The sequence below is a fragment of the Steroidobacter agaridevorans genome (assembly GCF_009932555.1).
GTDB lineage: Bacteria > Pseudomonadota > Gammaproteobacteria > Steroidobacterales > Steroidobacteraceae > Steroidobacter > Steroidobacter agaridevorans.
Map to the genome: position 1 here is coordinate 215182 of NZ_BLJO01000002.1, position 16006 is coordinate 231187.

Consider the following 16006-nt stretch of genomic DNA (forward strand, 5'->3'; position numbering starts at 1 on the left):
GATTAAGCAGCCTTGCTCGAAGACGCCAGCTGACGCAGCACGTAGTGCAGGATGCCGCCGTGCTGGAAGTACTCGCGCTCCTTCGGCGTGTCGATGCGCACACGCACTTCGAACTTGATCGGCGCGCCGGAGGCCGGCGTTGCGACCACGGTCACCATCTTCGCAGCACCGCCGTTCAGGCCGATGATCTCGAAGCTTTCCTTGCCGGTGAGGCCCAGCGAGGCGGCGTTCTGACCGTCCTTGAACATCAGCGGCAGCACGCCCATGCCGATCAGGTTGGAGCGGTGAATGCGCTCGAAGCTCTCGGCGATGACGGCCTTCACGCCCAGCAGCATGGTGCCCTTGGCGGCCCAGTCGCGCGAGGAGCCGGTGCCGTATTCCTTGCCCGCTAGGATGACCAGCGGCGTGCCTTCCTGCTTGTAGCGCATGGCGGCGTCGTAAATGCTCATCTGCTCGCCGCTCGGCACGTGCACGGTCACACCGCCTTCGGTGCCCGGCGCCAGCAGGTTGCGCAGACGGATGTTTGCAAACGTGCCGCGCATCATCACTTCATGGTTGCCACGACGCGCGCCGTAGGAGTTGAAGTCCTTCGGCTGCACGCCCTGCGCCACGAGGTACTTCGCGGCCGGGCTGGTCTTGGAAATATCGCCCGCAGGGGAGATGTGATCGGTCGTCACGGAATCGCCGAGGATCGCGAGCGCACGTGCGCCACGAACGTCTGCGACCGCGCCCGGCTTCATCGTCATGCCGACGAAGTACGGCGGGTTCTTCACGTAGGTCGATTTCTCGTCCCACGCGTAGATCTTGCCGCTCGGCAGACGAATGGCGTTCCAGTTCTCATCGCCCGAGAACACGCTCGAGTAGCTCTTCTTGAACATCGCGGCGTCCACGGACTTCGCGATGAACTCCTGAATCTCGGCCGGCGTCGGCCAGATGTCCTTCAGATAAACCGGCTTGCCATCGCTGCCCGCGCCGAGCGGCTCGGTGGTCAGATCGATGGTCATGGAGCCGGCGAGCGCGTACGCGACCACCAGCGGCGGGGAGGCGAGGAAGTTCATCTTCACTTCCGGATGCACGCGGCCTTCGAAGTTACGATTGCCCGAGAGCACGGAGGCGGCGATCACATCGCCAGCCTTCACGGCGTTGCTGATTTCCTCGCGCAGCGGACCGGAGTTGCCGATACAGGTCGTGCAGCCGTAGCCCACGGTGTAGAAGCCCAGCGCATCGAGATCGTCGCTCAGGCCCGCCTTGTTGAGGTAGTCGGTGACGACGCGCGAGCCGGGGGCGAGCGAGGTCTTCACCCAAGGCTTCGAGGTCAGGCCACGCTTGCGCGCATTGCGAGCGAGCAGGCCGGCTGCGATCAGCACCGCGGGGTTCGAGGTGTTCGTGCAACTCGTGATCGCAGCGATCAACACCGCGCCATCGGCGACGTCGAACGACTTGCCGTCCATCGACGTGGAAGCTGCGCCCTTGGCGCTCGGGTTCTTCGCCGTGCGCTCTTCGGCCATCTTCTTGTGAGTGGTCTGATAGACCTGCTTCGCGGTGCGCAGCGGCACGCGATCCTGCGGGCGCTTGGGACCGGCGAGCGAGGGCTCGACCGTGCTCAGATCGAGTTCGAGCACATCGGTGTAGTCGGCTTGCGGATCGCCGTTGTTACGCCACATGCCCTGGTGCTGCGCGTACGCCTTCACCATCGCGATGTGCTCGGCCGGGCGGCCGGTGAGCTCGAGGTACTTCAATGTTTCTTCGTCGATCGGGAAGATGCCGCAGGTGCTGCCGAATTCCGGCGCCATGTTGCCGATGGTGGCGCGATCGGCGAGCGGCAGATTGGCGAGACCGTCGCCGAAGAACTCGACGAACTTATCGACCACGCCCTTCTTGCGCAGCATCTCGGTCACAGTGAGCACGAGGTCGGTGGCGGTCGAGCCGGCCGGCAGCGTGCCGGTGAGCTTGAAGCCGATGACGTGCGGAATGAGCATGGTGACCGGCTGGCCGAGCATGGCGGCTTCGGCTTCGATGCCGCCGACGCCCCAGCCCAGCACGCCCAGGCCGTTGACCATGGTGGTGTGCGAGTCGGTGCCGACGAGGGTGTCCGGGTAGGCCCAGCGCACGCCTTCCTTCTCAGTGTCGAAGATCACGCGAGCGAGGTGCTCGACGTTCACCTGGTGCACGATGCCGGTGTTCGGCGGCACCACCTTGAAATTCTGGAACGCGGTCTGGCCCCAGCGCAGGAACGCATAGCGCTCGGTGTTGCGGCTGAAGTCGATGCGGTTGTTCTCGGCCATGGCCTGCGCCGAGCCGTAGGCGTCGACTTGCACCGAGTGGTCGATCACCAGTTCGGCGGGCGAGAGCGGATTGATCTCATCTGGGTTGCCGCCGAGCTTGATCATCGCCTCGCGCATGGCGGCGAGATCGACGATGGCGGGCACGCCGGTGAAGTCCTGCATGATCACGCGGCTGGGCGTGAAAGAAATCTCGTAAGACGGGGCGGCCTTCGGATCCCACTTCAGCAAGGCTTCGATGTCATCGCGCGTCACGTTGACGCCGTCTTCGAAGCGCAGCAGATTTTCCAGAAGGATTTTGAGCGAGTAGGGCAGGCGAGCGACGTTGCGGTCTTTCAGGGCTGCGAGGCTGGCAACTTCAAAATTCTGATTGCCGCAAGCGAGCGTGGTGCGCGCCTTAAACGAGTCTTTCATGCGTCCTCCACGAGGATAGGGAGTGGCGCGGCTGGCTCGACGCTGGCAGCGCCAGGGACGCCACCTCGGACAGGCGTCCCATATGCTTCATTGCCCCGTGGCTCAGAAGGAAAAGGATCCCTAACCCCGGGGACAAATCGGCGGGATTATAGCGGTCGCCGCGCAACTATGGGGACGATCGGCGACATTCCCAGAACGATTTCCAGGCGAGTTCCGCCTGACAACGCAATCTTTTACGCGGTCCGGTCGACCACGCCGCCGCCGAGGCAGACTTCGCCCACGTAAAACACCACGTATTGACCGGGAGTGACCGCACGTTGCGGCTGGTGGAATCGGACGTGAACGCCGCCGTCCGCGAGTACCTCGACGCTGCAGGGTTGATCCGGCTGGCGGTAGCGCACTTTAGCGGTGCAATCGAAGCGTGGCGCGGGCGCCGAGCCTGCCACCCAGGCAAGCTGCGAAGCCCAGGCCTCGCCTCTGAGCATCGCTGGATGATCATGACCTTGCACGACAATGAGCACATTGCGAGCGAGATCCTTGTCGGCCACGTACCAGGGCGCCTCATTGGCATCGTTGCGTCCGCCGATCCCCAGGCCCTGGCGCTGACCGAGCGTGTAATACATGAGTCCGCGATGCTCGCCGACACGGCGCCCCTCGAGGGTTTCGATCTGACCGGGCTGCGCGGGCAGGTAGGTTTCCAGGAACTGCGCGAACGGCCTTTCACCAATGAAACAGATCCCGGTGCTGTCCTTCTTGTCGAACACCGGCAGGGTTTGTTCGCGAGCGAGACGTCGCACTTCGCTCTTCTGCAGATCGCCGACGGGGAACAGCGTGTGCGCGAGCGCCTCGCCCGGCATCGCGTGCAGGAAATAACTTTGATCTTTGTTTGGATCGAGCCCGCGCAACAACTTGGCGCGTGACTGCGAAGGATCGTGCTCGACGCGTGCGTAGTGCCCCGTCGCGACCCACTCGGCGCCCAGGCGACGTGCATAGTCGTAACAAACGCCGAACTTGATCTCACGATTGCACAGGACGTCGGGATTCGGCGTGCGGCCGTGACGATACTCCTCGAGGAAGTAGCTGAAGACGCGCTCGCGATACTCGCCGGCGAAGCTCACCTTGTGCAGCGGAATTTTCAGCTGCTCGCAGACGTGACGCGCATCCTGATAGTCCTCGGCAGCGGTGCAGTAACCGTCTTCGTCCTCGTCCCAGTTGCTCATGAACAAGCCCTGGACTTCATAACCTTGCTGCAGCAGCAGCCACGCGGCGACGGACGAGTCGACGCCGCCGGACATGCCGACGATGACTAGAGGAGCGGTCACTTAATGACGAATCGGCAGGAGGAGATCAGATCAAACGATTGATGGCCGGATGTTCCAGCGTGCGTGCCCGCACTTCCGGAGACAGCACCCCATCTTTGACGACGTTTTTCGCGACATCAAGGGGATGTCGGGCGCCGTCGAGGTAGTCGTCGATGCACCGGAGCACCAGCGGGCTGCGCAGCCGGGCCGAGCGGGCGACGATCTGATCGCGGTCCAGCCACAGCGCGCGCTCGATGCCGCGATCCAGCGGCCGGTCGGGATGGTGATGGGTCACCTCGCCCGAATACACCACCCGCAGGAAGCTCTTTTGCTTCTCGGCCTGCTCCCACAGGTACACGCCGATCAGCGCTTCGGGACGAAAAGTCCAGGCGGTCTCCTCCAGCGTCTCGCGGATCACGGCTTCGAGAAACTGCTCGCCATGCTCGACGTGACCCGCCGGCTGGTTGAACACCATGCGATTGCCGACCCGCTCCTCGACGAGCAGGAAATGGCCATCGCGTTCCACGATGGCGGCAACGGTGAGGTCGGGACGCAGGGTCATAATGGCAGTATAGCCATCCAATCTGAACAGATTGTGATGTTTATCAAGCTATTGGCGCAAACAAGCATGAATCGTAATTAAACAGGCGTTCAGCCATCCTGCGGCCCTTTCAAACCTTCCTGGCCAGCTCCTCTGCATAGCCAACGTAGCGCGCCGGCGAGAGTTCCAGCAGCGCCTGCTTGGCAGACTCGGGCAATGCCAGGCCCGAGACAAACTGTCGCAACGACGCAGCGTCGACCCGCTGGCCGCGCGTCAGCGACTTCAATTGTTCGTACGCATTCTCGACCCCGTAGCGACGCATCACCGTCTGGATCGGCTCGGCCAGCAGCTCCCAGTTCGAATCCAGGTCTTCGGCGAGCCGGTTCGCATCCACATCGACTCGCTCCAGGCCGCGCTCGATGGAGCGCCAGGCAATCAACGCATGGCTGACCGCGACGCCGACATTTCGCAGCACCGTCGAATCGGTGAGGTCGCGCTGCCAACGCGACACCGGCAGCTTGTCCGCGAGATAGCGGAGCATCGAGATCGACAAGGTGAGGTTGCCTTCGCCGTTCTCGAAGTCGATCGGATTCACCTTGTGCGGCATGGTCGATGAGCCGGTCTCCCCGGCCACGACGCGCTGACGGAAATAGCCGAGCGAGATGTAACCCCACATGTCGCGGCACAGAGCCACGAGCACGGTGTTCAAGCGCGCCAGCGCATCGAAATATTCCGCCATCCAGTCGTGCGGCTCGATCTGCGTCGTGTACGGATTCCACGTGAGACCCAGCGACTCGACGAAGCGCTGCCCGAGGCGCGGCCAGTCGACCTGAGGGTACGCCACGATATGCGCATTGAAATTTCCAACCGCACCGTTGATCTTGCCGCTGATGGTGACGGCGGCGAGACGCGTCCGCTGTTCACGCAGACGGTAAGTGAAATTGGCAACTTCCTTGCCCAGCGTGGTCGGGGTCGCAGGCTGGCCGTGCGTGCGCGACATCATCGGCGTCGCCGCATGTAAATGCGCCAGGGCGCGGAGGCGAGTGATGAGCGTGTCGAGCCTCGGCAGCAGGACCTGATCGCGTGCTTCCCGCAGCATCAGTGCATAGCTGAGGTTGTTGATATCTTCGGAGGTACAGGCGAAGTGCACGAACTCCCGACGCGTGCGCCAGGCCGGCACCGCATCGAGCCGGCTCTTGACGAAGTACTCGACCGCCTTCACGTCATGGTTGGTTTCACGCTCCAGCTTCTTGACCTCGGCCGCCTCGGCGTCGGTCAGCTCGGCGGCCAGCGCATCGAGCACGGTGAGCGCGGCGGCCGGCAGGCCTCGCAGCTCATCGATGCCGGGCTCGGCGGCCAGGGCCTTGAGCCAGAGCGCCTCGACGCGGACCCGCTGACGGATCAGCCCGCGCTCGCTGAATAACGGCCGAAGCTCGGCGGCCTTGTCAGCGTAGCGGCCGTCGATGGGTGAAATCGCATTCAAGGGACTGTTGTTCATCGTAGAATCATACCGCAGATCGGCGGCGTGCCTTGCAGGCAGCATGCCCCCTGCGGGGCGGCGCGAGATCGCATTGGCGAGAGGGTGAGCCCGGATGCCTTTTCGAAGCGACTTAACGTCGCTTCGAACCGGGCGAACGCCGGTACACGGATGTAACGGCTGGTCGAGGATCCAGGGATGGCTGCTTGAGGTGAGATATCTGTGGCGAACGACAACTTTCGCATCGAGCGGGATAGCCTGGGCGAGCTGAAGGTCCCTGGCGATGCGTTGTGGGGCGCGCAGACGCAGCGTGCCGTGGACAACTTCCCGATCAGCGGCCTGCGCATGCCGCGTGACTTCATTCGTGCGCTCGGCCTGATCAAGTGGGCCGCGGCGACCGCGAACCTCGAGCTCGACGGCATCGATGCAAAACGCGCCGCTGCGATCCAAAAAGCCTCGATCGAAGTGGTCGAAGGCAAGCACGACAAGCAGTTCCCGGTGGACGTGTTCCAGACCGGTTCGGGCACCAGCAGCAACATGAATGCCAACGAGGTCGTCGCGCACCTGGCCTCGCAGTTCGCTGGCATCGCCGTGCATCCGAACGATCACGTCAACATGAGCCAGAGCTCGAACGATGTGATTCCCACCGCCATCCACGTGAGTGCGTTGCTCGCCGTCGAGCAGCACCTGTTGCCGGCGCTTGCTTATCTCAGCGCCGTCATCAGCCGGCGCATCGGTGAGATCGGCGACATCGTCAAGACCGGACGGACGCACTTGATGGATGCGATGCCGGTGACGTTCGGTCAGGAAATGAGCGGCTGGCGCACGCAGGTCGAGCATGGCAGCGCACGAGTGATGGAGTCTCGTGCGCGTCTGCAAATGATCGCGCTCGGCGGCACCGCGGTCGGCACGGGCGTCAACGCACATCCCCGCTTCGCGCAGCGCGCCGCGCGCTATCTGTCGGTGAAGAGCGGCCTGGAGTTGAAGCCCGCCACGAATTACTTCGAGGCGATGTCCTCGCAAGACGCGGCCGTCGAGCTGTCGGGACAGCTGCGCACGCTCGCGGTATCGATGATGAAGATCGCGAACGACCTGCGCTGGATGAACAGCGGGCCGCTCGCGGGCCTCGGTGAGATCTCATTGCCGGCGCTGCAGCCGGGCAGCAGCATCATGCCGGGCAAGGTGAATCCTGTGATTCCCGAAGCCGTCGCCATGGTGGCCGCGCAAGTGATGGGCAACGATGCGACCATCGCCATCGCCGGGCAGGCCGGCAACTTCCAGCTCAACGTGATGCTGCCGGTGATCGCTTATAACTTGTTACAGAGCGTCGATCTGCTTGCGAACGCTGCGCGCGCGCTTGCGGATTCGGCGCTCGCCGGCTTCACCGTCAACGAACAACGCATCGGCGAAGCGCTGAATCGCAATCCGATTCTCGTGACCGCGCTCAATCCGGTGATCGGATATGAGGCGGGCGCGAAGATCGCGAAGGAAGCCTATGCCACCGGCCGGCCCATCAAGGACGTCGCTGCCGAGCACACGCAGTTGTCCGATGAGGAGCTGACGAAATATCTGGATCCGCGCGAGCTGACCAAGGCCGGCGGCAAAGCCCACGGCGGCGGGGGCTGATTTGAACGATCGAATTGCCCTCAAGCGGCTCATCGAAGAGCGGCTGAAGGACTCCCGTGCCGTTCCGGATCCGACCACGGCCGTGCCGGCGGGATTTTCCGCAAACGACATCGAAGCGATTCGCGCGTACTTTCCGGCTGCGCCGATCGCGGCGGCGGTGCTCGTGCCCATCGTCGATCATGAAGCCGGGCTCAGCGTGCTGCTCACCCAGCGCGCCTCGACGTTGAAGAATCACGCCGGGCAGATCAGCTTTCCGGGCGGTCGCATCGAGCCGACCGATCTGAATCCGTTGGAAGCGGCATTGCGAGAGACGGAGGAGGAAATCGGCGTGACCCGCGAATACATCACCTTCGCGGGATATCTCGAGCCGCAGCTGGTGCTCTCGGGCTATTGGGTGACGCCGGTGGTCGCGTTCGTGCAGCCGGGCTTCGCGCTGCGACTCGATCACCGCGAAGTGGAGACCGCCTTCGAGGTGCCGTTGCTTCACATTCTGGATTCCGTGAATCACCGCCAGCGCACCCGCGAGCTGGGTGCGGTGACCGTGCAGGTGTACGACATTCCTTATGAGAATCACAACATCTGGGGCGCGACGGCCGGGATGTTGATGTCCCTATATCAGCTGCTGCGAACCGAGTAACTCATCATGTCCGGCATTCAACGCCTGCTCGACATCATGGCCCGCCTGCGCGATCCCCAGCGCGGCTGTCCATGGGACCTGCAACAGAGCTTCAAGACCATCGCGCCGTACACGGTCGAGGAGGCGTACGAAGTCGCCGACGCCATCGAGCGCGACGATCTGTCCTCGCTGCGCGATGAGCTGGGCGATCTGTTGTTTCAAGTCGTGTTTCATGCGCAGATGGCTAAAGAGCAGGGCGCATTCGATTTCGATGCGGTGGCCAATGCCATTTGCGACAAGATGGAACGGCGTCATCCGCATGTTTTCGGTGATGCATCCATTGCCGATGCCGAAGCGCAGACCGTCGCGTGGGAAGAGCAGAAGCGTCGCGAGCGGGCGCAGAAGCGGGCGGGCGCAGAACAGGCGAGCGTGCTCGACGATGTGCCGGTCGCATTGCCGGCGCTGACGCGTGCGAACAAGCTCGGCAAGCGTGCGGCCCAGGTGGGCTTCGAGTGGTCCGACGTGCACGGCGCGATCGAGAAGCTCGATGAGGAGATCGCCGAGTTCAAAGCCGAGGTGCGCTCGAACGCCTGCCTGCAAACGGACCCGACGACCGAAGGGCAGCGTCAGCACGAACGGCTGGCCGCCGAGCTCGGCGACGTGCTCTTCTGCGTGGTGAACGTCTGTCGCTATCTGAAAATCGACCCGGAACTGGCGCTCAAGCGCACCAATGCCAGCTTCGAGCGGCGCTTCCGTTATGTCGAACGTGGCCTGGCGAAGCAGGGCAAAACCCCTCAGGAGGCGACCCTGGCGGAGATGGACCAGCTGTGGGATGAAGGCAAAGCCCACGAACGGCGCGAATCCTGAGCGAAGCCGACTTGTTGCACGCTTAATACAGTTGGTAACAAGTCCACCGACGGAGTTCAGGGTTCATTCATGGCCTCAGCCCTAAGTTGACTGCCACGCTCGGTGCTTCCCTATGCCGGGCTCCTGGAGAGATCAACGATGAGTGCCGCTCGCGTTTCGATGGCTGTGACGGGTGTCCTGCTGGCCGGCGTGGCCCTGGCCGGACCGCCCCGCTACGAGCGCAGTGCTTCGAGCGAATACGACTACGCCCCGGTGATCCACGTCGAGCCCATCGTCCGGCAGGTCCGCGTCGAGACCCCGAATCGCGAGTGCTACGACGAAGTCCGCCAGGTCGAGTCCCGCCCGCATATTTCCGATCCCGAGGTCGGGGTCCGGACGCTGGTCGGCGGTCTGATCGGCGGCGTGATCGGTCACCAGTTCGGCAGCGGCCGGGGCCGGGATGCGGCCACTGTCGCCGGCGCTGTGGTCGGCGCCGGGGTCGGCTACGATGCCGGCGCCCGCCGTTCAGCTTCGGTGCGTGAAGAAATAGTTCAGCGTTGCGAAGTCCGATATGAGAAACGGTACGAAGAGCGTATTGACGGGTACCGGGTGACCTACGAGTACAACGGTCGTGAGTATACGACCCGCCTGCCGTACGACCCCGGTGAGCGCATTCGTGTCAGGGTGGCCGTCGCCGTGGCCGAATGAGATGGAGGCCGGTCAAACGATTTCCATCTTCAACGGGAGTTTTCTCAAAGGTTGTGCGGCGGGGCGTGAACATACGTCGCGCCGTGCGTACACTTAGCCCCCATGCGCACTTTCTGGCACCTGTTGTTGGTTACGCTACCGCTGATCGCAGCGGTGCCGAACGCCAATGCCCAGGAGCTGATCGATCGCCGGCAGCGTCGTGAGTACCGCATCGAGCCCTCGGGCATCTCGCTCGATCAGGCCGTCGAAATGGCACAGCGGCGTTTTCGAGCCAAGGCGGTCAGAGCCGAGACCGTTCGCAATGGCGACAGGCTGGAGCATCGGATCCGCCTGCTCAGCGCCGACGGCAAGGTACGGAACGTGAGCGTGGACGCAGAATCGGGAGCAATGAACTGATCCATGCGCGTCCTAATTGTTGAAGACGAACAGACCCTGCGTGAATCCATCGTCGAACAGCTGCAGCAGCACGGCTTCACGGTCGATGCGGCTGCCGATGGCGAGGAAGGACTTTACTGCGGGCGGGAATATGCCCTGGACCTGGCCGTGATCGACCTCGGTCTGCCCAAGCTGCCCGGCCTGGAGCTGATCAAGACGCTGCGCGCCGAAGGCAAAACCTTTCCCATCCTGATCCTGACGGCGCGCGATCGCTGGCAGGACAAGGTGGAAGGGCTGCAGGCCGGCGCCGACGACTACGTCGCCAAGCCTTTCCATTTCGAGGAGCTGCTGGCGCGCGTGCAGGCGCTACTGCGGCGCTCGGGTGGCTGGGCTCAGCCAGTGCTGCGTTGTGGTCCGGTATCGCTGGATCCGCGGACTCAGGAAGTCATGGTCAACGGCCGCAAGGTCGACCTGACCAGCTTCGAGTACCGCATCCTCGATCACCTGATCCACCGGGCCGGCGAGGTGATCTCCAAGAGCGAGCTGACCGAGCGGCTGTATGCCCAGGACTTCGACCGCGACAGCAACACCATCGAGGTGTTCATCGGTCGGCTGCGCCGCAAGCTCGATCCGGATGAAACCATCAAGCCGATCGAGACGCTGCGTGGCCGGGGTTATCGTTTCGCCCTTCAGCGCGACACCGCCGCCGCCTAAAGAGAACTGATCGCGAGGACGATGCAGCCGCGTTCGTTAAGCACACGACTGCTCGTCTCGGTCAGCATCCTGCTGATCCTGTTCTTTGGCGTCACCATTCTGGCCCTGGACTTCGTGTTCCAGGACCTGAGCCGGCGCGCCATCCAGGATCGGCTGGACGTGCAGGTGATCGCGCTGCTGTCGGCCTCCGAGGAGGATTCGAGCGGCGGCTTGCGCCCCGACCAACTCGCCGAGCCGCGTTTCGACAATCCGGGCTCCGGTCTGTACGGCGAGATCCTGCGCAGTGATGGCCGTCCCAGCTGGCGTTCCAAATCCCTGACCGGCACCGGCATCGAGTTTCCTCACGTCGAGGTCGGCGAGCGTCGTTTCGGCGAGCTGCAGCGGGGCGATGGCACCACTGTGCTGTCGCTCAGCATGGGCATCGAGTGGCAGTTCCGTAATCGCGTTACACGGACCTTCGTGTACAGCGTGGCGGAAAGCCTCGATCCTTACTATGCGCAGTTGAGCCGTTTTCGTGGCCGGCTGTTCGGTTGGTTCGGCGCGTTGATGGTGATGCTGCTCGGCGCGTTGGCGCTGCTGTTACGAAGATTGCTTGCGCCGCTGCGACGGGTGGAGCGCGAGATCGAAGCGATCGAGGCGGGCGATCTCACCGAGCTCGGCGGCGGCTATCCACGCGAGCTGCTCGGCATCACGACGAATTTGAATGCGCTCCTTCGCAGCGAGCGCGAGCGCCTGGCGCGCTATCGAAACACCCTCGGCAACCTCGCGCACAGTTTCAAGACGCCGCTGGCGGTCATGCGCAATCTGCTCACCACCCAGGGCGGTCGCGAGATGACCGTCGTTCGCCAGCTCGATGAGCAGGTCGGGCGCATGGACGACATCGTCAAATATCAGCTGCGTCGCGCCGCCGCCGCGGGCGGCACGGGCCTGGGGTCCGCGCCGGTCGATGTTCGGGACGCTTTGGAAGCGCTTCGGGGCGCCTTGCTGAAGGTGTATATGGAACGCGGCCTCACGTGCGAGCTGACGGTTGCCGAGGGCGCGACGTTCACCGGCGACCGCGAAGACCTCACCGAGATTGCGGGCAATCTGCTCGATAACGCATTCAAGTGGGCGCGCACCACCATTCGCATCACCGCCGACCGCGTCGTGAGCCCGGCCGCACGACGCGATGGTCTGCGTATCATTATCGAAGACGACGGGCCGGGCATTCCCCTCGACTCTAGAGCCCGCGTGCTGGAGCGGGGGGCGCGCCTCGACGAGCGCGTCGCGGGCCAGGGCATCGGTTTGTCGGTCGTTCGAGAGCTGGTGAACTTGAATGGCGGCATCATCGATATCGACCAGTCGGCGCTCGGCGGCGCACGGATCGAGGTAAAAATAGCGCCCGTCTGACTTGAAACCTCCCAGCGCAATCGCATACAAGTCGGCTGCGCGATGAGTACCCCCAATTCCTCTTACACCGCGGCGCTGCTGGCGCTGCGCGATCAGCTGCCCCACACGCGATTCGCCGACCGGCCGCGTCTGTCGCGGGAGCTGGATCGCCTGTTCGCGCGCCGTAATCCGCCTGCAGAGCCGGACGGCGCCATCGCCAACTTGCGCCAGTCGATCGAGACCTCGGCTGCCACCGTCGAGCGTCTCAAAACGCTGCCTCTACGCGTCGAATACGACACGGCGCTGCCGATCGCCGCGCATCGCGAGGAGATTGCGAAGGCATTACAAACAAACCAGCTCGTCGTGGTCTGTGGCGCGACCGGCTCCGGTAAGACGACGCAGCTGCCCAAGATCTGCATGGAAGCAGGGCGGGGCACCTTCGGTTTGATCGGTCATACCCAGCCCCGGCGCATCGCCGCTCGCGCCATCGCGAATCGCCTCGCCGAAGAGCTGCAGACCACCGTCGGCGGCGCCGTCGGCTATCAGGTGCGTTTCAACGATCGCACCGGTCCGGACTGCCGCATCAAGCTCATGACCGACGGCATTCTCCTGCGCGAGCTGGAGAACGATCGACTGCTGCGTCGCTATGACACGCTGATCATCGACGAAGCGCACGAGCGCAGCCTCAACATCGATTTCCTGCTCGGCGTGCTCAAGCGCCTGCTGCCCCAGCGGCCGGACCTGCGCATCGTGATCACCTCGGCCACCATCGATCCGCAACGCTTCGCCGAGTTCTTCGGCGGCGCTCCCATCATCGAGGTGTCCGGTCGCAGCTATCCTGTCGAAGTGCGCTACCGGCCCCTGACCGGCACCGACGAGGATGATTACGAGCTGTCCCTCGATGAGGGCATCGTGGCGGCGGTCCAGGAACTGGATCGCGTGGATCGCGGCGATGTGCTCGTGTTCCTGCCGGGCGAAAAACAAATTCGCGATGCCGCCGAGGCGCTCTCGAAGGCTCGCCTGCACGGCACCGAAGTGCTGCCGCTGTATGCGCGGCTGTCGACACGCGATCAAGAAAAGATCTTCGAGAAGCACGGATCACGCCGTGTCGTGCTCGCGACCAACGTCGCTGAAACGTCCTTGACGGTGCCGGGTATTCGGCACGTCGTCGACTCCGGACTTGCTCGCATCAGCCGTTACAGCGTGCGCGGCAAGGTGCAGCGACTGCCGATCGAGCCGATCTCACAAGCGAGCGCCGACCAGCGCAAGGGCCGTTCCGGCCGTGAAGCGCCGGGTATCTGTATCCGCCTGTACGCGGAGGATGATTTCAATCTGCGTCCGGCCTTCACGCCACCCGAAGTGCTGCGCACGAACCTCGCAAGCGTCATTCTGCAAATGGCCGCGCTGGAATTGGGCGAGCCGGAAGCGTTTCCGTTCGTCGATCCGCCCGACACGCGATTGATCAACGACGGTTATCGACTGCTGCAGGAGCTGAAGGCGGTCGATGACGATCGACGGGTCACGAGTCTCGGGCGGCAGTTGTCGTCGCTGCCTGTGGATCCGCGACTGGGTCGCATGCTGCTCGCCGCGAGTCATCACAGCTGTCTTGCGGAGATGCTCGTCATTGCATCGTTCCTTTCCGCGCAGGATCCACGCGAACGTCCGTCCGATGCACAAGCGCAGGCGGACCAGAAACACGCGGCGTTCGCCGATCCGCGCTCGGATTTCGTCGGCGTCCTGAACCTTTGGAACACGTACCAGACGCAGGTTGCCGAGCTCTCCGGCAGTCAGCTGCGCAAATGGTGTCGCGAGAACTTCATCGCGTTCATGCGCGCTCGCGAATGGCAGGAACTGCATCGGCAGCTGAGCGAGACGGTCAAGGAGTTGGAGCTCAAGCCGAACAGCGCGCCGGCTGACTATGCGAATCTGCATCAAGCGATCTTGACCGGCTTCCTGGGCAACATCGGTGCGCTCGATGAAAAGCGCGAGTACGACGGCGCGCGTGGCACACGGTTCGTGATTGCTCCGGGCACCCCGCTCGCAGGCAAGCCGCCGAAGTGGGTGGTCGCGGCGAACCTGATGGAAACGACGCGGCTCTATGCTCGCACCGTCGCGGCCGTCGAGCCGCAATGGATCGAGTCCGCCGGCGCGCACTTGATCAAGCGCAGTTATAGCGAGCCGCATTGGGTGGAAGATCGCGGGTTCGTGGCGGCGTTCGAGTCGGTGGCGCTCTATGGGCTCACGCTGTCGTCCCGCCGACGAATCAATCTTGGCAATGTTTCCCCTCGCGAGGCGCAAGAGATTTTCGTGCGCGAGGCGCTGGTCGAAGGGCATTCGCGCCTCAAGGCCGACTTCCTGAAACACAATCGGCGGCTGCGTCAGCAGGTCGAAGTGATGGAGGCGAAGGTGCGCCGTCGCGACATCCTTGCCGACGAGCAGGCGCTTTGCGATTTCTATCTGTCCCGCCTGCCGGAGACGATCAATTCGGTGTCGGCGCTCGAGAAGTGGCTCAGGATGCCGGGTCATGCGCAACAGCTGCAGATGACCATGGCCGACATTGCTCGTCGCGATGCCTCGGAGATCACGGCGCAGGAGTTTCCGCCGGTCCTGGCGGTCACCGGCAACGAGCTGCCGCTGGAGTATCGCTTCGAGCCTGGCTCGACGAGCGATGGCGTGACGGTCGTTCTGCCGAAACCTTTGTTGAGCTCCGCCGTGATCGGCGACTTCTCCCGTCCCATTCCCGGCTGGCGCGTCGAGACGATCACACAGCTGTTACGCAGCCTGCCCAAGCAGATCCGCAAGGCGTTTGTTCCTGTTCCCGAGCACGCAGCGCGCGCGGCGGCAGAGATCGATGAGTCGAAGGAATTCAACGCGGCGGTCGCGGAGTGGATCACTCGCGTCGGCGGCGTCAATGTCACGGCGGAGGAGGTGGCGGCACTTCCCTTGCCCGAGCACCTGCGCGTGAACTTCCGCGTCGCCGATCTCGATGGCAAGACGCTCGCCGAAGGTCGTGACCTTGCGGCGCTCAAGCGCGCCGTACGAGAGACCGAAGCGACGTCGGGCGAACGAAAGCCCACGCCCTCGGGCGGCGTGCATCGGCGTTGGGACTTTGGCGATCTCGCGGTGGAGGAGTCCGTGCAGCGGCGCGGATTGCGCTTCTCGGTTTATCCGACGCTGCGAGATCGCGGTGAAGGTGTCGAGGTGGCGGAGGCTGCGACGCTGGTCGATGCCGAAGGCATGTTGCGATTGGGCGTCTTGAAGCTCGCCACCCTGGCGTTGCCCGAGCAGTTCAAATACGCCCGCAAACGCTGCTCGGAGCGCAGCGAGCTGATGCTGCTCGCTCAGGGCTTGAACAACTCGCGTCCCATTGCCGAGGCGCTGGCGGAGAAGTGTTTCGTCGAATGTTTCTTGGGTGAAGAGGGCGCTCCGCCACGCTCGGCCGCCCAGTTCGACGCGCTGCTCGACAAACATCGCGCACGTTTCGGGGAAGTGACCGATCGGGTGATCGAGCACACGACCTCGGCGCTGCGTGAGTTGCGAAACGCGCGCTTGAAGCTTGCGGCGCTCGAAGGCCCGACGTTCCAGGCACTGCGGACCGACGTTCAGGCGCAGCTGCAGATGCTGGTGCCGGGCGATTTCCCGGCAAGCGTGCCGACCGCCCTGTGGCCGCACCTGCCGCGCTATTTCAAAGCGCTGACTCGCCGGCTCGATAAGGCGCCGGGCAATCAGAAGCGCGAT

At 63.7% G+C, this 16006-nt stretch carries 12 protein-coding genes; 8 read left to right on the top strand and 4 right to left on the bottom strand.

Annotation, left to right across the window (positions count from 1 at the left end; all coding sequences use genetic code 11):
* Window positions 1-2: 2 nt before the first annotated feature.
* From acnA to purB, 4 genes are all read right to left on the bottom strand, one after another.
* Window positions 3-2696, bottom strand: coding sequence for an aconitate hydratase AcnA (acnA, locus tag GYH35_RS07785; protein ID WP_161815126.1), 2694 nt, complete (start codon window positions 2694-2696; stop codon window positions 3-5).
* Window positions 2697-2929: 233 nt separating this feature from the next.
* Window positions 2930-3991, bottom strand: coding sequence for a tRNA 2-thiouridine(34) synthase MnmA (mnmA, locus tag GYH35_RS07790; protein WP_202624231.1), 1062 nt, complete (start codon window positions 3989-3991; stop codon window positions 2930-2932).
* 52 nt (window positions 3992-4043) lie between these two features.
* A complete protein-coding gene (locus tag GYH35_RS07795; RefSeq protein WP_161815124.1) occupies window positions 4044-4559 on the bottom strand; it encodes an NUDIX hydrolase in 516 nt (171 codons plus the stop codon).
* Window positions 4560-4668: 109 nt separating this feature from the next.
* Complete coding sequence (gene purB / locus GYH35_RS07800; protein ID WP_161815123.1) at window positions 4669-6036, bottom strand: adenylosuccinate lyase; 1368 nt, start codon at window positions 6034-6036, stop codon at window positions 4669-4671.
* Between the two features lie 201 nt (window positions 6037-6237).
* On the opposite strand from purB, the gene GYH35_RS07805 reads away from it, so the two are divergent.
* From GYH35_RS07805 to hrpA, 8 genes are all read left to right on the top strand, one after another.
* The gene (locus GYH35_RS07805; protein ID WP_161828097.1) at window positions 6238-7641 is read left to right on the top strand and encodes a class II fumarate hydratase; all 1404 of its coding nucleotides are present in this window, start codon (window positions 6238-6240) and stop codon (window positions 7639-7641) included.
* A 1-nt stretch (window position 7642) separates the two neighbouring features.
* A complete protein-coding gene (locus GYH35_RS07810; RefSeq protein ID WP_161815121.1) occupies window positions 7643-8278 on the top strand; it encodes an NUDIX hydrolase in 636 nt (211 codons plus the stop codon).
* 6 nt (window positions 8279-8284) lie between these two features.
* A complete protein-coding gene (mazG, locus tag GYH35_RS07815) occupies window positions 8285-9124 on the top strand; it encodes a nucleoside triphosphate pyrophosphohydrolase (protein ID WP_161828098.1) in 840 nt (279 codons plus the stop codon).
* Window positions 9125-9262: 138 nt separating this feature from the next.
* Entirely contained in the window at window positions 9263-9811 is a 549-nt protein-coding gene (locus tag GYH35_RS07820) for a glycine zipper 2TM domain-containing protein (protein ID WP_161828099.1), read from the top strand.
* Between the two features lie 102 nt (window positions 9812-9913).
* On the top strand, window positions 9914-10207 hold the full coding sequence (locus GYH35_RS07825; RefSeq protein WP_161815118.1) for a PepSY domain-containing protein: 294 nt from the start codon (window positions 9914-9916) through the stop codon (window positions 10205-10207).
* A gap of 3 nt (window positions 10208-10210) precedes the next feature.
* Entirely contained in the window at window positions 10211-10900 is a 690-nt protein-coding gene (locus GYH35_RS07830; RefSeq protein WP_129648371.1) for a response regulator transcription factor, read from the top strand.
* A gap of 21 nt (window positions 10901-10921) precedes the next feature.
* On the top strand, window positions 10922-12289 hold the full coding sequence (locus tag GYH35_RS07835) for an ATP-binding protein (protein WP_161815117.1): 1368 nt from the start codon (window positions 10922-10924) through the stop codon (window positions 12287-12289).
* 42 nt (window positions 12290-12331) lie between these two features.
* Window positions 12332-16006 (top strand): ATP-dependent RNA helicase HrpA (gene hrpA, locus GYH35_RS07840; RefSeq protein WP_161828100.1); only part of this gene is annotated, 3675 nt, incomplete at its 3' end.